This window comes from Paenibacillus nasutitermitis, assembly GCF_014641075.1.
GTDB classification, from domain to species: domain Bacteria; phylum Bacillota; class Bacilli; order Paenibacillales; family Paenibacillaceae; genus Paenibacillus_Z; species Paenibacillus_Z nasutitermitis.
On record NZ_BMHP01000003.1, the window covers coordinates 1,293,784 to 1,311,425 of the forward strand.

Sequence of the window (17,642 nt, forward strand, 5' to 3'; positions counted from 1 at the left end):
GTCATTAATCATATGTTTAACAACAAACACCGTTGTAAATACCTTGTAGTTATATGGGATTACCTTATGATCACGAGTAAATAATTTAACGGGTCTATCGGCGAAAAAAGTCGGCCTTTTTATTGATTTTCCGTATTGAGTTAACCGGCACGTTATCATAATCCCCAAGCTTCATCCTGTCAAGAGATAATGTGTGAATGATCGAAAAAGCGGGGGGACCCCACTACTGGTTTCGAAATAGGAATGAATTTCCGAGAATGAGAAGCAATTTCGTTTTTTCCAATTCATCCAGTTTCACGTAAAATTTCTCTTGAGGTCAATCGAAGAGGATAGACAGAAAAGGAGGGTCTGCATGAACAGAGTGGACATAATCAGATTTATGCTCCTTTACGGTAAAGCGCCCGAAGCAGAATGCTACGGGTACATGGAGTTGAATCGGGATGGCAATATGATTGCGCTCTACAATAGGTATGGCGAGGAAATAGACATGTATGGCGGACATGAATTCGTCAGGGTACGGACACTTGGCAAATTCGATGACGAAGACCGCGATCATTTTTATTCCTTGTTAGAAAGCGATGGTGTAGGATGACTTGCACGACAGGTCGGCCATTGGGTGTCAAGGACAGAACGAAAAGAGCGTTCGGGAGGTAGAAGATGAACGAGCAGGTTCGCGAAGCAATTGGATTGAAGAGAGGGCCGATGTTAGCCGCGCTGCTCATAGGCGCATTTGTTGCTTTTCTTAGCGAAAATTTACTTACCAATGCGTTCCCTGGATTGATGCGGGAATTCAACGTTTCTGCTTCGACTATACAATGGTTATCGACGGGTTATATGCTCGTGATCGGCGTACTGGTGCCGGTGACCGCATTGCTGCAGCAGTGGTTCACGACTCGCCAGATGTTTATGTCTTCGATGGCGCTATTTTTAGCCGGCACCTGCTTGTGTGCAGGATCCCCGGGATTCGAAATTTTGCTGATGGGCAGGGTCGTTCAAGCTTGCGGGACAGGATTATTGGTCCCGTTGATGATAAATACGATTCTTGCCCTCTATCCTCCGGAACGCAGGGGGGCTGCCATGGGTCTCATGGGGCTTGTCATCATGGTCGCCCCTGTCATCGGGCCAGCTTTGTCGGGGTTGGTTATCGATACCTTACACTGGCGATGGCTGTTCTACATGGTGATTCCTGTCGCATTGTTTTCGATTATTTATGCATTCATTTATTTAAAAAATGTTACAGAAATAACCAAGCCAAGGGTCGATCTTTTATCCATTGTTATGTCAACCGTCGGGTTTGGTTGTGTCACCTACGGTTTCAGCCAGACTGCTGTCTGGGCTGGTCCTGGGAGTTACAGTTTGTTTGCCATAGGCGGCCTCTTCTTGCTCTTGCTTATTTGGCGGCAGCTCAAGATTAAAGAGCCTCTGATTGATCTTTCCGTATTCCGGTATCCCGCTTTTTCTTTGGTAGCGGTATTGATAGTAGTGCTGATGATGGTTTTATTCGCCACCACGACATTGCTGCCGATCTATATGCAGGATGTGATGCAGTTGACAGCATTCGCGACAGGCTTACTTCTGATGCCAGGCTGCATTTTAAACGCAATAATGATGCCTGTGACGGGAAAATTATTCGATAAATTCGGACCGAGATTCGTCATAATGCCCGGACTGGTCATGATCGCCCTATCACTGTGGCTGTTTGACGGTATCGACAGCGATACAACCCGAGGCTCCGTTCTGTTCAATCATGTCCTCTTATTCTTAGGCATATCGTTTGTCGTCATGCCGGCTCAGACGGCAGGAATGAATCAACTTCCGCGTCACCTGGTCCCCCATGGCACAGCCATATACAATACGCTCCAACAGATTGCTGGGGGAATTGGCATCGCTTTGTTCGTCGGCATCATGTCGTCCGGAGCCAATCGTTATCTTCACCATTCGCTCGATCCCACTGCGTTTCAAAATAAAACACAAAGTATCGTTGCCGGTTTGCAAACGGTGTTTGGGATTGAATTTATTCTCGCAATAATTGTTTTGGTACTGGGCTGGTTTATAAATGGCCGTCTTTGTCCCGATTTTTCTCAAAAGAAAGAACCCAAAAACCATGAGAGCAGAAGCAACGGGGCACGTTAGCCTCTCTAAGGCATAACCGGTCATGCAGGAGAATCTCGCCGACTATACCGAATAGTCGGTCAAGACGAAAAAATTACGTGTCTTGTTAGTTGGGTGACTTTGCAACTCATAACTAATAATGGCTTCAGTTAGTTCTTGTTCATAAAGGTGAACGAGTTATTTAGTGGAAAGGTCATCAATCGCTTGAATGGTTAATTCCAACGCTTTCATTCTTCTTTCTAAAAGCGTTCTTTGGGGACTACCAGTCTTTGACTTCGCATAACTGTTTTCAATTGTTGGAGATAAACCAGTAATAACATTGCGAGCTTCTGCCAACTCTTCCCGGGTGTAAGGATGGGGTTTCTGATTCCAAATGTTTTCCAGCACGGCTAAGCCGATGTAAACAGCTTTGAGTCGTTTCTTTACCAGGGTAGTATTTGCGCCATTTTGAGTCATCTGGGACAAGGCATTCTCGAGTTTACTGATTGTCGACTGTAAAGACTTTATGGATTCCAATTTATCTACATTCGATACGTCTTCCATGGTAGTCATGTCCTTTCTTCGTTTCTGAACTTTTCTCCTTATAAGAACTCCCTTTCATGCGTCACATTTAATTCTACAACATTTAAGCAAGTGCTAAGGTACGACCATCCTATCCCTTTGATTTCGCAGTATCTATTAAAATAAAGTTTAGACTACGTACTTTAATGTTTTTCTACAAGGATGAGGTTTAAATAAGTTTCCAAAGGCCTTGCTCCTAAATACCTTGATAATTATTTGGCTTGGTTCTTGTTTGTAGATTGTCACCCAATTCCATGAGATAATTAGTAAGAAAGCACTTTCATATAGATGGGGTGTGAAACTTTGGCTCATAATCTCGCGGCTGGAATAGTGGTCTTAAAAGACGATGCGGTTCTATTAGTAAAGGATAAATATGGCTGGGGTTTGCCGAAAGGCTCAACCGAAATGGGTGAAACATTCTCCCAAGCTGCGGAAAGAGAAGCACACGAGGAGACAGGGCTTAAAATAGTCGCTGGAGATGTTGCTTTTGTTACGGAATATACTTCGAAAAAATATGGACTGTATCTCCAAGTTTATTATACGGGCAGCTTGCCTTCAGAACAAAATGAAATTGAAGAACGTGACGATGATATAATTGAGATGCAGTTTGTAAATATTAAGGATTTACGCAATTTTATAAAATTTCTCCCGTGGGTAATACCGTTGGAAACTTGGATTCAAAATAGAGAATTGAAATATCATTCATTCGATTTAGATGTTCAAGGGTTTTTATAAAAGAGCCATATTAAAAAAATCCCCGCCCTGGAGGGCGAGGATGACTACATATCTATGCCTGCTTGGTCAAACCGTGAAAGGGTATCATAATATCCTGCGTGCTTTGACAAGGCGCTTCATCCATTTTTCATCCAGCTCCATAAAATGAACGCCCTTATCCTTTGAAAAGGTATGTAAAATGGTATTATTGCCTGCATAAATGCCGACATGGCCAATATCCAGCCCACGGGCGCTGAAGAACAGCAGATCGCCTTTGCGCAGCTCATTTATGCCGACCTCGCGGCCCTTCTCTGCCTGATCGTAAGATACGCGCGGAAGCTCCACGGACAATACCTCGTTAAACACACGCCGGACAAAAGAGGAACAGTCGAACGTAGCCGTTTGATCCGAAGATGCCCCAAATTCATACGGAGTGCCCAGAAATTGTGAGCCGTACGCAATGAGCTGGTCCGCCTGATTCTCTGCCAGCTGAGGGCTGGTGTAATTGGTATACAGCGGCTTGGCCGAAATAAACCCGATCCGTTTATCCTGCGTCTGCACCTCCAGCCAATTGCCGTCCATTTCTTTAATGACGTGAATATTCTCCCCTTTGGGCAGCATCCGGTAGACCGGAACATCCGGCTGGGTGTTTGGGGCTGTACGAAGATTAACGCCATAACGCACCGTATTCTCAAAGCGGGCTGCAGAGGAAATCGTGATGCTGTCCGCGTAAGAATGCCACTGCACCACATTGCCTAATGTTTCGCTGATGAATCGCAAGGGGACCATGGTGACACCCTTTATGATCGCACCCGGCTTGGCGAGTGTTACAGGGGTTTGATTATCATAGGCCGTTGTTTCCCCAATCTTGTAGACAAGCGTCTTGTCGCCCTTGGTCGCCGTGACCGTCTCTTTCCGGCTGTCCCAGGTTACCTTGGCTCCTTGTGCCTCCATTATCGAGCGCATCGGAACCAGGGTTGTTCCTCCCAGCTCAACAGGCTCCGCTGTGAACGCCAGCGGCTTGCCATCCAAGTAGACGCTGCTTGCCGCCATCGCCGTGTCCGTAGACACTGCTCCTGTCACCAGAATAGCAAGCAGCGCGGTTGATCCGGCTTTGCTGAATCTTCGCATCCAATCATCCTCTCGTAAACCGTTATCCTTATTGGGACGCGGTTAACCAGCAATTGGTTACGATGTAAATAATGGAAATTGCAACAGATGGGAAAGTCAACGCCATAACGGATGGAATAGAGGCAAAATGATATTGTTGCTATTAACAAAGCACTTGATTATGATCGGATTAATGGTTAACAAGACGTACGAACTTAGCCTGAGGATATGCCACTTTGGAGAATGCCTCATAAATAATGCCTAAGGAGTGGATAAAATGGAGCTTATCCAACATAACGATCCAATGCCCATGTCGTTCATGCACGCGGTTCAGGAGGGCGATGTGGACGCATTGCGCCTTCTCCTGCAGGAAATGCCCGGCCTGGCCACAAAAAGAGGATTAGACAGCAAAGGCATTGCTCGCACTGTACTGCATATTGTTACCGACTGGCCTGGATATTTCCCAAACGCCCCCATAATTGTAAAGATACTAATTGCAGCTGGAGCAGATCCAAACGCAACAATGATTGGAGGGCAGTACTCGGAGACACCCTTGCACTGGGCGGCCAGCAGTGACGATGTGGATGTTGCGGTTGCACTGATCGATGGGGGTGCCGACATTGAAGTGCTGGGTGGCTCAATTGGTGGCGGCACTCCCTTGGACAATGCAGTGGGTTATGGATGCTGGAACGTTGCTCGCCTATTGGTACAGCGGGGCGCTCGTGTTGACAGGCTTTGGCAGGCAGCGGCTCTGGGGATGATGTCTCGTGTAGAGGAGCTTCTAGTCAATCATTCTCCGACGGCAGTCGACATTACCGAAGCTTTCTGGCAAGCGTGCCATGGAGGCCAACGCCGTGTGGCACAGTACCTCCTTTCCCAAGGAGCCGACATCAACGGGTCTCCTGGTTACACGGAGCAAACACCGCTCGACGCGGCACGCAGTCTCGAAACTCGGAGGGATACCTTGGCTGCCTGGCTTACAAGCGAGGGCGCTCAATCGTCGGAGCGGGGTTGAACACCCACAAAACGTTATCAATGAAACGCTGCTGGATGAAGTGTCTAATATTGACGGTCATCTAACTATTCAGTAAGCCAACCAGACAATACTCCTGCTCTTTTTATTACAGCAATACGTTCTTCACGACCTTCTATTTTCTGTATCATTTCTATTGCCGTTTTAAAATTAGTAATTACATACCCTGTTGTTTCATATCCTTTTGGCATTTCAGTAAATTTCTTGACCTTAGTTAAAAAGTAAATTCTACACGAGTCGAATTCTTCCCAAAACCAACAAGCAAATGGAATTCTTTCATCGGTTAATACAATACCCGCCTCTTCCATAGATTCACGATCCAAACCATCATTTATGGACTCATTTTTATCCAGTCTACCTCCAATCGTTGTTAATACCTTTTCATCTCTATCCCAAGTCAAAAGGATATCTCCGTTTTCTAAGATAGGTATGCAATGAACACCGCTAATGTTTTGGTCAGTAGGTATTTCTGAAATGAATGTCAACATACTTCCACCTCCACTCCCAAGGTATTATGTTTAATCGATTAATTTTGCTTCCAAGTATTCAATATGTTTGTTTACCTCAATCCAGCTTGAAGCACGATACACGGAGTCACTAGTAACGGACAAATTATAGGGCTGCTCAAATAAAATAACCGGCTTATTCATAAGAGCAAACTCCTCTGCATAATGAGGACCGTCATCAATCAAAACATCAATATTAGAGTCCATACATTCTTGAAGCTTGTTTTCGATTAGTGTTATATTGTGATAATTTATCTTATGGTGTTTAAGCCATTCAACGGTAACATCACGAAAGAGTAAAGGTCGAGCAGTAATAATTGTTATTTGATGCTTCGAAAATAATTGTTGCAGTACTTCTACTGCCATCGGTAATGGAGATGAGTTCCAATGAATATCAGATCCATATTTATGATAAACCACGTCACGCTCTGTCTCATTCCAACCATACAAGCGGTATAAGTAAAAATCATTGACATCCTCATGTGTTAACGAAAATCCGGAGGCAATATTGTAATAGTGCAAGAAAGCAGAGGTTGCATCAAGAACCGTGTTATCTAAATCTACTCCAATATGCAAATGTTATCCCCCTTTAATCAATTCCCATAAATTTCTAGCGATCATACCACATCATGGCTAGCCATGTAAATTGAATTTCGTGCATGGAAGGTACATGGAAATTAAAGTTGAATCAAGAAGAAGGGAGCTTTTTATATTGCATAATTTTTTCCCATTGGAGGTATCTGTATTATCTTCAGATGCACTATGTGATTATATTTCACGAGAATATTTTTCTCGAAATTTAAAATGTCGGTTATACTATAGAGGTTTGCATGACATATATAAGATTATTGCAGCCAATAAAGAATATTTCTTTAAGGTATACCGTCAAGGTATGAGAAGCATGGAAGAAATTCAAGCAGAAGTTGATTTGCTTAATCATCTTAAATGCTCAGGTATTGAAGTTACACTTCCCGTTATGAATCGGAATGGAACATTCATTTCAGAATTTAATACTATAAACGGCATAAGATATGGCGTATTATACACGTCAGTTGGAATATATGAGTTTAATCAAGTCGAGGAAACCACTGAATTAAACGAAAAATTAGGGAGTTATATGGCTTCCATCCATAATGCTTGGGATACAAGCGATTTTGGAATTAACCGATGGGATTTAGACTCCCATTCATTTATAGATCGTTCTATGAACGCCATAAGACAATTCTCAACTATTTATGATTTTGACATCAATTTCCTAGAGGAAGTTGCGGAAAATGTAAAAAAGAAATTAGCCTATTTAACGATCGAAAAACCACAATATGGCGTATGTCATGGTGACCTTTATAGTGGAAATATACGGGTTGATGCTAACAACAACCCTATCTTATTTGATTTTGATTTCTGTGGGAATGGTTGGCGAGCATATGATATATCAATGTACGCTTTCCCTTTCGGCATGGGAAGTGATGTAACAAAACTGAAAAAACGAGAGCGTCGTAAGAATCAATTTTTAAATGGCTACAACAAAGTTAGAGCAATGAGCGAAAATGAAGTGAATTCTATTGCCCTCTTTATTCCATTCAGAAGAATTTTTAATATGGGTACGCTATACGTTTCTTTTCTTCCTAATACATGGGGAGACTCTGCTGTTATAAGAAATGTTGACGAAGATATTATTATGCTTAAAAAATGGTTGGAATTAAACCCTGTGTTCTAATAGCAGATTTTATTTAAGAGAGATGTTGAAACCTGGGCTGTACAAAAATATTAACTCATTTAACTAACGGATCATATCGTTATAAGGGGGGCAAGTCATGAGTATGGAGGTCCAGCAGTCAATAGCCAGAAGAGTGGAGTCGGCTGAAACCAGCACGCTTTTCTCCCGTTTAAATGCCATTAAAAATCTGGAGGGCAATCCAGAGCAGGTTTATATAAAACCTTTTGGAAATGCCACGGCTTTTATCGTAAAGGGGATTCCTGACCCGTATTTCAATTCTGTAAGAGGGTTAACAAGTGAAGATATCGATCTACTGGATGACATGATCGCGTTTTATCGTGACCATAACATGCCTTGCAGATTCGATATCGCCCCCTTAGTTAATGCTGATTTAATGTTGAAGCTAGCCGAACGGGGATATTATCAGTATGGATTCCATTCTTCTTTGTATGGCTTGCCTAAAAAAGAACTGCCTGTGCCGCGCAATATGGATGATGGGCTCAGCATCAGGAAATTGCACGAAAGCGAGTTCAGCCTTTTTGGTGAAATCTACACAAAAGCGTTTAAAATGCCTGAGTTTTTAGCCCCTTCCGTTACCCGAAACAACTACATTCTTAAAGATATACCCGGTTGGCACTTTTATCTTGCCAGCTATCAAAACCTTCCTGCTGCCATTGCCGTATTAAACGTTCAAGATGGCGTTGGCTCTCTTGCAGCAGCAGCGACCCTTCCGATGTTTCAAGGCAAGGGGTGCCATGCAGCCTTGTTGGCCGCAAGAATAAAAGAATCAGAAGAGCTCCATTGTGACTTCGTTATAGGTCAAGCGAGATTCGGTTCAATTAGCCAGGGTAATATGGAACGTTTGGGATTACGAATCGCATACACCAAATCCCTTTGGAAAGAGATGCCTGGCGATTAACTGAAAATAAGTTGATACGTCGCACGGCCAAATAATTTGAACCCGGGAGGATGGAATGCGTTGAAAGTGACTCGAATGGAAGCGTTCAGCGACGGCGTGCTTGCCATCATCATTACCATCATGGTGCTTGAATTCAAAATCCCCAATGGCCACGATTGGAGTTCCTTGGGCGCCCTGGTTCCCAAGTTCCTCAGCTACGCGGTCAGCTTTGTTTATGTCGTAATATATTGGAACAACCATTATCATCTTCTCCAAACGGTTCGCAGCTTACATGGAAAACTAATGTGGCTGAATATGTTGTTGCTTTCTCTCCTACGCCTACGGCGTTGTATGGTATCGTGCTGCTGATTGCTATTGTAGTGGCCTATCTCAATTCATGGTTGTCATGCTTCTGCTTTGTGCTCGTCGCTATCATTTGGTTTGTGCCTGATCAGCGGATCGAGCGTGTATTAAGGAGCCGGTCCTCCTAAGTTATATTATACGTTCCTGCAACATGTGAGAGCAGGATCGGTCGACTCAGATCCAACAATGTAGCATAGCGGCCATGAGCCGACCAAAAAATATTCGTGGAAGACTGGCTGGGCTATTGAAATGTGACCCACTATTAAAGGGCTTCTTTAATGACCTTTTTGTAATGGAACACGGATAATATCCCGAAAATCGAGTACAAAGCCGTGTAGAGGGCCATAACCATAAACATGGGCGTCCAAAGCTCTGTGCCAAACATAAACCATCCCGACTGGACGGCAAAATAGCTGTGGAATAAACCAACGACTAATGGAATCCCGAAATTAAAGACTTGTTTGATTTGAATCCCTTTTATCAAATCTCCCTGCGTGAAGCCAAGCTTCCGTAGAATCGTATAGCTCGCTTTTTCATCCTCACTCTCATCCATTTGTTTGAAGTAAAGAATACATCCCGATGTGATCAGGAAGGTAAGTCCCAGAAAACCAACGATAAACATGATAAGCCCCATATTTTCTTTCTGGGTGGTGCTCGTTTCAAGCTGGGAGTCATTGGCATGATTTTTAAAGCTCATCTTTTGAAAAATGTCATTGGCTGCTTGAACTTGTGCATGATCTGCAATATCAATTCCAATATACAACGAGTATTGTTTTTGAATCTTCGGGTCTAAATCCTTCTTCAAGCGCTCGAATACCGCCTCATCTACGATAGCAACGGGCAAGCCGCCATAGGTGAAATACCAGGATACGACGCTGTCTTTCTGCAGCCCTTGATATTGGTGCGGAATGACTTCATGTTGACTTTTCAGCTCGATTTGTCCTGAGCTTTTGAAAGCCATAACTTTCTGTAACATATCATTATAGCCTGCAAAAATGGTTTCGCCTGGAGCAAGGTCGATACCTTCAACTGCCTTCTCACTAATAACAGGAAGAGTCATACTAGCCGGATCCACATTCAAAGCATCCAGACTTGTACTCATAATGTTCTTCACATTGAAATTTGCCTGGAGAACCTCAATCGTGGTTTGCGTATACTTGATCTTACGCGCGGATAAGGCATCTTTAAATTTCTCTGCATCTTGAACACTCGTCATTGCAAAATCTGCCGGTACCGACTTCCTGGCTGATTCCTCCGAAGAATAATAAGCGATGTAGCTTAAAGATAATAAACCGATCGCAAGTGCAGACACGGTCGTAATGATCGTTAATAATACAGCGTTTGTTTTCATACGAAACATGATGGAGGAGAGGGAAAGCACCTCATTAATCGTTAAGTAGCCATTTTTCCTTTTTCGAATGATATTGAAAATAAAACGGACCGATCCTTTATAGAAGAGATAGGTTCCGATAATGACAGATGCCAGAATCACTAACATCGCTAGAAAAAGCTCCATTATCGTTGAGAAATCACCGCTAAACAGCTTCGATGAAATGTAATAGCCCAGAATGATCAATATCATCCCCGCAATCCCGGTAAACATTTCAATGAAGGACACTTTCTTTATTTTTCCTTCTGAGCTGGATCGTACCCTAAACAAGGATAGAATACTCTGTCTCTTGATAAAGATATAATTCATTAGCATGATGCAGAGATAGATAACGAAGAATACAATCAGCGTCTGGATGAGGGCTTGGTAGGAAAATTGAAGAGAAGCGATCGCCTCGACACCGATAATCTTGAATAAGATCATGATGATTAACTTCGAGAAGGCAAATCCTACAAAGATTCCAAGCATTAATGAACCAAAATAAAGGATAAAATTCTCCGCCGTAAGGATGCGGAATATTTTGTTTTTGGTCATCCCGATTAATTGGAATAACCCGATTTCTTTACTGCGCCGCTTAATAAAGATGATATTGGCATATAAGAGAAAGATGGAAACAATCGCGACAAGCAAGACGGATGCGGCCTTAATGGATGCGGCTCCTTTAACGGAACCTTCCGTTGCATCCATAGAGGGGTCATATTGCAGCGTGACGAATGCGAAATACAGAGCAGCGCTAAAGACTAAGGCGAACACATAGAGATAATAATTTTTCAGGTTCTTTTTGAGATTGCGAAGCATGAGATGATTAATGCTCATTGTGCACCCCGCCTAGTACACCCTGTGTTTTCATAATGTCTTTGAAGAAGGCTTGTCTGGTTTCTTCTCCTTTATTTAATTGGGTGTAAAGTTGACCATCTTTAATAAAGATGACCCGGCTGCAGTAACTGGCGGCTACAGGATCATGCGTAACCATAACAATCGTAGAGCTTCGTTTACGGTTTAATTCGCTCATTTTATTCAGTAAATCCGATGCGGATTTGGAATCAAGCGCTCCCGTAGGCTCGTCCGCGAATATAATACTCGGCTCATGAATAAAGGCTCTTGCCGCGGAGGTGCGCTGCTTTTGGCCACCAGAAATTTCATTGGGGTATTTATTCCTCATCTCGTAGATCCCAAGCTCCGTCGCTACCGCTTCAAACCTTTGATCCGCTTCTTTTTTTGGCGTCTTCGTAATGGATAACGGCAGAAGAATATTTTCCTTCACTGTCAGCGTGTCTAATAAGTTATACTCTTGAAAAATAAAGCCCAAGTGGTTCTTCCGAAATTCAGCTAATTGCTTTTCTTTCATGCCGGAGATTTCGGTTCCTTCAATCTTGATCGTGCCATTGCTAATCTTATCGATGGAGGAAAGAACATTGAGCAATGTCGTTTTCCCTGAACCTGATGCGCCCATGATACTGACGAATTCAGCCTTTTCAATGCTAATATCCAGCCCCTTCAATACTTCTTGTTTATTAAATTTATTACCATAGCTCTTATGAATTTTAGTTGCTTCTAAAATGGCCATATTATCGATACACTCCCTTTTCTCAATAACCTTATTATAAAAGGGCCCGGCATTCTTATCCTTCGATTGAGCGAACAATACATAGAAGCATGTGACATTATTGTCACATGCTTGTGATGCGAACGAATTCATTTTTTTGCGGGAAGGTTAAGGTGACCGTCGTTCCGGCTCCTGGCTTTGAATGGATATCGATCTGGATGAGCAATGAATCTGCAGCTTTCTTGGCCAGATACAGTCCCATGCCTGTTGCGGCATTGTCCTGGTGGATGGTGGTGGAGGTAAAGCCTCTATCGAATATACGCGGTAGATCCCTGGGGTCGATGCCGCGTCCGGAATCGGCTACTTCAAGGACCGTTTGATCAGCCAGCCGGTAGCTGCGGATCGTAATATCGGCTGCATCACTGTATTTCACTGCGTTTGTTAAGAGCTGTCTGAGGATAAAAGCCAGCCACTTGGCATCACTTAGCACTTCCGGCACTTCTAATTGGATATCAAAGCCGATCCTCTTCTGGATACACCAGGATTGCAAGGTTTTAATTTCAGTAAAGAGGATCGTTTCCAACCCGGTCTGTTCGATATACAAGTCATTTTCTATAAACAGTATCCGCCTTTGATGGAGCTGTTGGTCGAGCAGGAGATGAATTCGCAGCCACTCATAAGTCAGATGTGTTTTCATTGTTTCGTCCTCTACGCGGTCAATCATGAGATGCATGGCTGTCAGTGGCGTCTTCACCTCATGAATCCAAGCCAGCAGCTCATCTTTCTCCTGTTCCAAAGCCGTTCGGTTCTGGGATGCAGACTGCTTCAGGAGTGCGGCCTGGCTGGCCATGCTTTTCTCAATGATATGTTCGAAGGGACTCTCAGGTATCGCGATACTTGTTAAGACAAGATTGTTGTCACTCTCTTCCAAGCTTTTGTAAAATCTGGTTTCCTTCTTGTAGCGAATGATTAAGAAGACCGAAAAAATAATCATCGACAAGAAGACAAGATAGAGAAGGGACGCAAGCGGAATGGCCGCATCAAGGAAAGCAACAAACAATACGAAGAGCTGCAGGAGTATGAAAAGAAGGATCCAGCTGCGTCTTTCAACGAGATATGACTTAATCATATGCATTCGCCTCTTCAACAGCCATATAACCTTGTCCGACCTTCGTTTCAATAAAACGTCCCAAGTCTAGCTCATCGAGACTTTTTCGCAAACGGTTCACATTGACGGTAAGCGTGTTATCGCTTATGAATCGTTTATCATCCCACAGTCCGTTGATCAGCTCCTCGCGGGTTACGATCTTATTCTTCTGCTCAATAAGCAGCTTCAATATATACAGTTCATTCTTGGTAAGCTCAATCGCTCCTTTATCATTGATTACTGTATTTCGCTCATAATCCACCGTTGCGCCGCACCATGTTTTGAGCTCGATTGTGTTCGTGCTGTAATTGTATACACGCCTGAGAATCGCTTGGACTTTGGCAATGAGCACATCAAAATGAAAGGGTTTCTGGATATAATCATCCGCTCCAAGCTGCATGGACATGACCATATCCGTCGGGTGATCGCGAGAGGATAAGAATATAATCGGAATGTTAGAGTGGGCACGAATCATTCTGCACCAATGGAAGCCATCGAATTTGGGCAATTGAATATCAATAATGACCAAATCAGGCTTAATCGCTGTGAACTCTTGAAGGACTGTACTGAAGTCATTAATCCCGTAAACATCATACGACCATTGTGCCAACCGATCCTTGATCTCATGGAACAGCGTCGTGTCATCTTCAATTAACAAGAGTTTAAACAAAGGATTCCACCATACCTTTTCAAGTCATCTGAAGTCATTGTATAATAAAATCTTTTTGTGTGCTATTTGCACCAAAACGTAAAATGGCTTCGCCCTCCTGATCGCAAGGGGCAAAGCCATTGGATAAACGTCCTAAATTAAGAAGAAACGGCTGACGCCGTCCTCTGGCGGCGAAGTTCGATTCTTCCGTGCAAAACTGAAGTCAGCCCTTCACGCTGCCGAGTACAATTCCTTTCATAAAATACTTCTGGAGGAACGGGTATACGGCCAGAATCGGAGCGGCAGCAATGAAAATCTGCGCCGATTTCAATGTGCGGTCGGATACCTGGGACAACATTTTGAGCTCTTCCTGCGTGGCTGTTGTGAACAGGGACATATCGCGATTGACGATGATGGTCTGCAGATAAGTTTGCAGAGGATAGTTCTGCGGCGAGCTCATCAGAATCAGCCCGTCGAACCAGGAGTTCCAGTGCCCTACACAGGTAAAGAGCACGAGTGTCGCCAGAGCCGGCTTGGAGAGCGGCAAATAAATGCGGCTTAGAATGGTCCAATGGCCCGCTCCGTCGATGAAGGCCGATTCGCCGATCTCCTTCGGGAGCTGGCGGAAGAAGTTAAGCAGAATGATGACGTTGAATACCGGCACCGCACCCGGCAGAACCAGCGCCCACACCGAGTCCAGCAGGCCAAGCTGCTTAATGGTCATGTACCAGGGAATAAGTCCCCCGCTGAAAATGATGGTGATAAACAGGTACCACGAATAAATATTACGCCCATACAAGTCACCGCGTTCCTTGGACAACGGATAGGCCGCTAAAATGGTTAACACCATATTGATCCCAACGCCGAGTGCTACACGCTCCAACGTAACAAGAAAGGAGGTGAGAAACTGCTTATTGTTCAGCGCATATTTATAGGAGCTTAGGGTAAAGTCGACTGGCCAAAGCGTTACCTGCCCGGCAGAAGCAGCCGTACTGCCACTGAAGGATACGGCAAGCACGTGGATAATCGGGAAAATACACAGCAGAGCACTGATGGATAGCAATAGATAATTTAACCCTTCGTATACTTTGCCGCCGAACGTTTGGTGATGCATGAAACCCGCCCCTTTGTCAGAAAATTCGATAGCCTGCGAATTTGGAGGCAAGCCTGTAACCCGTGACGATGAAAACAAACGATACGACTGATTTAAACAGCCCGACCGCGGTAGCCACGCCATATTGGCTGTTCAGCAAACCGATCCGGTAAACGAATGTATCCAGGATATCGCCGGTCTTGTAGACGACAGGGCTGTACAGGTTGAAAACCTGCTCGAAGCCTGCATTCAGCACATTGCCGAGACTGAGTGTCGCCATCAGTATAACGATGGGCATAATGCCTGGGATGGTAATATGCAGGACTTGGCGGAAACGGCTGGCTCCGTCCATGACAGCAGCCTCGTAAAGCGACATGTTAATCGAGGTGATCGCCGCCAGATAAATAATCGTCCCGTAGCCGAACTCCTTCCAAACATCGGTAACGACCAGGATATATGGGAATATTTTCTCATTTGCGAGAAAAAAGATCGGTTCGATTCCAATACCTTTCAGCATGAAATTGATAATGCCGTCGGTCGGGGACAAAATATCGACCAGAATGCCCGACAAAATGACCCAGGATAAAAAGTGCGGAATATAAATCAGCGTCTGGATGGATCGTTTCACGAAGCTGCGGCGAACCATATCAAGCAATATCGCAAAGAGGACGGGCACGATTAGCCCGAAAATGATCTTGAGCAGCGCGATCAAGACCGTATTCCAGAGCACCTGCATCGTTTCCGGCATGGCATAAACATAATCAAAGTTCTCAAGGCCGACGAACTTCGAGTTGAAGAATCCTTTTGTCGGATTGTAGTTCTGAAAGGCGATCAATATGCCCGCCATTGGATAATAGCTGAAGACCGCAACCAGCAGAATACATGGGAGCAGCATAAGATGCATGGGAATCTGCTGCCTGAATTTCGCTATGGCACGCGCACGTTTGGTATAACCGCCAGGTGGCGCCACGGTTTGTCTACTCGCCATTGCCTCTACACTCCTTGTTCTATTAATAGCGGGCAGCCGGTTGGAGCATGCATTTCATCCCTCCAACCGGCTGCCTTGCTGTATTCTTTACTTGGCTGCGTTGACTTCTTTGGTAATGTCGTCCCCGCCAAGCTTCTTCCATTTCGCCACGTAAGCGTCGAACTCGTCGATGGGCGCCGATCCCATAATGATTTTCGTGAACGTCTCGTCGCGCATCTGGTTGAGTGTCGCTCCCTTTTGGGTAGCCGACTCCGTATCGGTTTTGATGTAGCCATTTTGCAGGAACAGATTATTCTTGTCGTAGTAATCGATCACGGTGAACGCGCTGTTATCGGGACCTGACCAAGCGTAGGCGCTCCAGAGCTTATTATCGCCAGCTTTGTGCTTCTCGATCTGCTCCGCGTTATCCTTGACCCAATAATTCTCCAAAACCGATTGGTCCTTATCGTTGAAATACTTATTTACACTCTGATGGATAAACAGGTTCTGCTGCGGGTAGAACGATATCATAGCGGCCAATTCAAAGCTTTGATCCGGCGCTATTTCCTGCTCGCCGTTCTTGCCATGATAAGCGGGATCGAAATCCGGGCTGATCGCCGGGTCTTTGGCATAGAAATAGTTGTAAAGCTTGATCGCCGCTTCCGGGTTTTTCATATTCTTATTGACGACATAGAATGTACCGGCAGAGCCATTAATCATCGGCTTGGCAGGCTCACTGTCTGCCGAGACGATCGGGAATGCCTGCCAATCCGCTTTCGGATCCTTGTTCTTCGAATCTTGCAGCGGGTAGAATGGATTCCAATGCTGGCCAAACAGCATGCCGACTTTACCAGCCGTTAGCGACTCGGCGACCTTTGCGGTGTCTTTGACAGAAAATTCTTTGTCGATATATCCGTTCTTGTACATTTCCGCCACCTTGGCGAGCGCGCTCTTGATTTGAGGCTGTATGCCTCCAAAAACAAGATTGCCCGAGCCATCGTCTATCCACCCGTTTACGTATCCGTGATAGCCTTCGAAGAATCCGTCAAGCACGGCAAAACCGCCCAATAGGTCCTTCAAGAGCCCAAGTCCGTAAGTGTCGCTCACTCCGTTCTGGTCCGGGTCATTTTTGGTGAAAGCCTCAGCGATTTTCATGACATCGTCCATGGTCTTTGGTGGCTCAAGACCGAGATTTTTCAGCCAATCCGCCCGGATCCAAATCATCGAACCGCCATCAATGGCCCCATTCACATTAGGGAGGCCCATCAGTTTGCCATCCACAGTCGCCTGATTCAAACCGATGCTCTTGTCGGCTTCCATCATCTCCTTGGTGAAGTCGGAGGCGTACTGATCAAACAGCTTCGTGATATCCATGGCCACGCCAGAATCAACCAGCATCTTAAATTGACGCGCGGTGGCAGGGATAATGTCCGGCAAATCGTTTGCAGAAATGGCCACGTTCATTTTTTGCTCCATTTGTGCCCCTGGTACCGTCCAGAGATAGTTAATTTTGATACCCAAATCCTTCTCATAGCCGCGGGTCCATATGTTGTCATTCACTACATCCGGCTTGAGCGCGACAGCTTTCTGCACCTGATCGCTTAGGCCTTTCACCGATGTAATGGTAATCGGAGGGTCGTATTTGCCCTTCGCATCTTCCCCTTTAGCGGCGGCGTCGTTGTCCCCTGTATTATCGTCCGAAGTGTTGCTTGGCTGCGGCGTGTTGCCGCTATTCGTTGCCGTATTATTTCCGCAGGCCGCAAGAACCAGAATGGCAAATGTCAGCATAGCGATAAGGAGGATTTTGGTCTTTTTCATGCCTGTTCCCCTTTAGTC

At 44.8% G+C, this 17,642-nt stretch carries 19 protein-coding genes; 8 read left to right on the plus strand and 11 right to left on the minus strand.

All coding sequences use genetic code 11. From position 1 onward, the window contains the following. Positions 1–352: 352 nt before the first annotated feature. Positions 353–592, plus strand: coding sequence for a hypothetical protein (locus IEY46_RS24430; RefSeq protein WP_188995962.1), 240 nt, complete (start codon positions 353–355; stop codon positions 590–592). A 65-nt stretch (positions 593–657) separates the two neighbouring features. After that, positions 658–2,133 carry an MDR family MFS transporter gene (locus tag IEY46_RS24435; RefSeq protein ID WP_188995964.1) on the plus strand — a complete coding sequence of 492 codons (1,476 nt, stop codon included), beginning with the start codon at positions 658–660 and terminating at the stop codon, positions 2,131–2,133. Between the two features lie 156 nt (positions 2,134–2,289). Here the strand turns inward: IEY46_RS24435 and IEY46_RS24440 are convergent, their stop codons facing one another. Beyond that, positions 2,290–2,655 (minus strand): hypothetical protein, encoded by a 366-nt coding sequence (locus tag IEY46_RS24440; RefSeq protein WP_188995966.1) that lies wholly within the window; start codon positions 2,653–2,655, stop codon positions 2,290–2,292. A gap of 321 nt (positions 2,656–2,976) precedes the next feature. Here IEY46_RS24440 and IEY46_RS24445 point away from each other — a divergent pair, with 321 nt between their 5' ends. After that, on the plus strand, positions 2,977–3,408 hold the full coding sequence (locus tag IEY46_RS24445) for an NUDIX hydrolase (RefSeq protein ID WP_188995967.1): 432 nt from the start codon (positions 2,977–2,979) through the stop codon (positions 3,406–3,408). An 84-nt stretch (positions 3,409–3,492) separates the two neighbouring features. On the opposite strand, the gene IEY46_RS24450 is transcribed toward IEY46_RS24445, so the two are convergent. Next, entirely contained in the window at positions 3,493–4,518 is a 1,026-nt protein-coding gene (locus IEY46_RS24450; protein ID WP_188995970.1) for a stalk domain-containing protein, read from the minus strand. A gap of 322 nt (positions 4,519–4,840) precedes the next feature. Here IEY46_RS24450 and IEY46_RS24455 point away from each other — a divergent pair, with 322 nt between their 5' ends. Then, complete coding sequence (locus IEY46_RS24455) at positions 4,841–5,512, plus strand: ankyrin repeat domain-containing protein (protein WP_229750502.1); 672 nt, start codon at positions 4,841–4,843, stop codon at positions 5,510–5,512. A 65-nt stretch (positions 5,513–5,577) separates the two neighbouring features. Here the strand turns inward: IEY46_RS24455 and IEY46_RS24460 are convergent, their stop codons facing one another. Both IEY46_RS24460 and IEY46_RS24465 read right to left on the minus strand, forming a co-directional pair. Next, a complete protein-coding gene (locus tag IEY46_RS24460; RefSeq protein WP_188995973.1) occupies positions 5,578–6,018 on the minus strand; it encodes an NUDIX hydrolase in 441 nt (146 codons plus the stop codon). A 30-nt stretch (positions 6,019–6,048) separates the two neighbouring features. Continuing rightward, a complete protein-coding gene (locus IEY46_RS24465; protein WP_188995975.1) occupies positions 6,049–6,612 on the minus strand; it encodes a 5' nucleotidase, NT5C type in 564 nt (187 codons plus the stop codon). Positions 6,613–6,706: 94 nt separating this feature from the next. Here IEY46_RS24465 and IEY46_RS24470 point away from each other — a divergent pair, with 94 nt between their 5' ends. The 4 genes from IEY46_RS24470 (at position 6,707) to IEY46_RS36505 (ending at position 9,142) form a co-directional block, all read left to right on the plus strand. After that, the gene (locus tag IEY46_RS24470) at positions 6,707–7,753 is read left to right on the plus strand and encodes a phosphotransferase enzyme family protein (RefSeq protein ID WP_188995977.1); all 1,047 of its coding nucleotides are present in this window, start codon (positions 6,707–6,709) and stop codon (positions 7,751–7,753) included. Between the two features lie 97 nt (positions 7,754–7,850). Then, entirely contained in the window at positions 7,851–8,672 is an 822-nt protein-coding gene (locus tag IEY46_RS24475) for an acetyltransferase (protein ID WP_229750503.1), read from the plus strand. A gap of 120 nt (positions 8,673–8,792) precedes the next feature. Continuing rightward, complete coding sequence (locus IEY46_RS36500) at positions 8,793–9,020, plus strand: TMEM175 family protein (RefSeq protein WP_229750520.1); 228 nt, start codon at positions 8,793–8,795, stop codon at positions 9,018–9,020. Next, the gene (locus IEY46_RS36505) at positions 8,957–9,142 is read left to right on the plus strand and encodes a hypothetical protein (RefSeq protein WP_229750526.1); all 186 of its coding nucleotides are present in this window, start codon (positions 8,957–8,959) and stop codon (positions 9,140–9,142) included. The genes IEY46_RS36500 and IEY46_RS36505 overlap by 64 nt, the downstream gene beginning before the upstream one ends. Before the next feature lie 134 nt (positions 9,143–9,276). On the opposite strand, the gene IEY46_RS24485 is transcribed toward IEY46_RS36505, so the two are convergent. From IEY46_RS24485 to IEY46_RS24515, 7 genes are all read right to left on the minus strand, one after another. Further along, positions 9,277–11,220: an FtsX-like permease family protein gene (locus IEY46_RS24485; RefSeq protein WP_188995979.1), complete on the minus strand. Its 1,944-nt coding sequence runs from the start codon at positions 11,218–11,220 to the stop codon at positions 9,277–9,279. Beyond that, positions 11,210–11,971, minus strand: a complete 762-nt coding sequence (locus IEY46_RS24490) for an ABC transporter ATP-binding protein (protein WP_188995981.1) — start codon at positions 11,969–11,971, stop codon at positions 11,210–11,212. The genes IEY46_RS24485 and IEY46_RS24490 overlap by 11 nt, the downstream gene beginning before the upstream one ends. Positions 11,972–12,074: 103 nt before the next feature. After that, positions 12,075–13,079 carry a sensor histidine kinase gene (locus IEY46_RS24495; protein ID WP_188995983.1) on the minus strand — a complete coding sequence of 335 codons (1,005 nt, stop codon included), beginning with the start codon at positions 13,077–13,079 and terminating at the stop codon, positions 12,075–12,077. Further along, a complete protein-coding gene (locus tag IEY46_RS24500; protein WP_188995985.1) occupies positions 13,072–13,767 on the minus strand; it encodes a response regulator transcription factor in 696 nt (231 codons plus the stop codon). Before IEY46_RS24500 ends, IEY46_RS24495 begins: the two co-directional genes overlap by 8 nt. Positions 13,768–13,969: 202 nt before the next feature. Beyond that, positions 13,970–14,860: a carbohydrate ABC transporter permease gene (locus IEY46_RS24505; RefSeq protein ID WP_188995987.1), complete on the minus strand. Its 891-nt coding sequence runs from the start codon at positions 14,858–14,860 to the stop codon at positions 13,970–13,972. A 16-nt stretch (positions 14,861–14,876) separates the two neighbouring features. Further along, a complete protein-coding gene (locus IEY46_RS24510) occupies positions 14,877–15,743 on the minus strand; it encodes an ABC transporter permease (protein ID WP_229750521.1) in 867 nt (288 codons plus the stop codon). 171 nt (positions 15,744–15,914) lie between these two features. Then, the gene (locus tag IEY46_RS24515; protein ID WP_188995991.1) at positions 15,915–17,624 is read right to left on the minus strand and encodes an extracellular solute-binding protein; all 1,710 of its coding nucleotides are present in this window, start codon (positions 17,622–17,624) and stop codon (positions 15,915–15,917) included. Positions 17,625–17,642 lie beyond the last annotated feature (18 nt).

Excerpts from the sequence above, each read along its gene's own strand:
- IEY46_RS24510 (WP_229750521.1), bottom strand. The coding sequence starts at position 15,743 with ATGCATCTTATGCTGCTCCCATGTATTCTGCTGGTTGCGGTCTTCAGC.
- IEY46_RS24495 (WP_188995983.1), bottom strand. The coding sequence starts at position 13,079 with ATGATTAAGTCATATCTCGTTGAAAGACGCAGCTGGATCCTTCTTTTC.
- IEY46_RS24440 (WP_188995966.1), bottom strand. The coding sequence starts at position 2,655 with ATGGAAGACGTATCGAATGTAGATAAATTGGAATCCATAAAGTCTTTA.
- IEY46_RS36500 (WP_229750520.1), top strand. The coding sequence starts at position 8,793 with ATGGTGCTTGAATTCAAAATCCCCAATGGCCACGATTGGAGTTCCTTG.
- IEY46_RS24460 (WP_188995973.1), bottom strand. The coding sequence starts at position 6,018 with ATGTTGACATTCATTTCAGAAATACCTACTGACCAAAACATTAGCGGT.
- IEY46_RS24515 (WP_188995991.1), bottom strand. The coding sequence starts at position 17,624 with ATGAAAAAGACCAAAATCCTCCTTATCGCTATGCTGACATTTGCCATT.
- IEY46_RS24505 (WP_188995987.1), bottom strand. The coding sequence starts at position 14,860 with ATGCATCACCAAACGTTCGGCGGCAAAGTATACGAAGGGTTAAATTAT.
- IEY46_RS24470 (WP_188995977.1), top strand. The coding sequence starts at position 6,707 with ATGGAAATTAAAGTTGAATCAAGAAGAAGGGAGCTTTTTATATTGCAT.
- IEY46_RS24490 (WP_188995981.1), bottom strand. The coding sequence starts at position 11,971 with ATGGCCATTTTAGAAGCAACTAAAATTCATAAGAGCTATGGTAATAAA.
- IEY46_RS24475 (WP_229750503.1), top strand. The coding sequence starts at position 7,851 with ATGAGTATGGAGGTCCAGCAGTCAATAGCCAGAAGAGTGGAGTCGGCT.
- IEY46_RS24485 (WP_188995979.1), bottom strand. The coding sequence starts at position 11,220 with ATGAGCATTAATCATCTCATGCTTCGCAATCTCAAAAAGAACCTGAAA.
- IEY46_RS24435 (WP_188995964.1), top strand. The coding sequence starts at position 658 with ATGAACGAGCAGGTTCGCGAAGCAATTGGATTGAAGAGAGGGCCGATG.
- IEY46_RS24430 (WP_188995962.1), top strand. The coding sequence starts at position 353 with ATGAACAGAGTGGACATAATCAGATTTATGCTCCTTTACGGTAAAGCG.
- IEY46_RS24450 (WP_188995970.1), bottom strand. The coding sequence starts at position 4,518 with ATGCGAAGATTCAGCAAAGCCGGATCAACCGCGCTGCTTGCTATTCTG.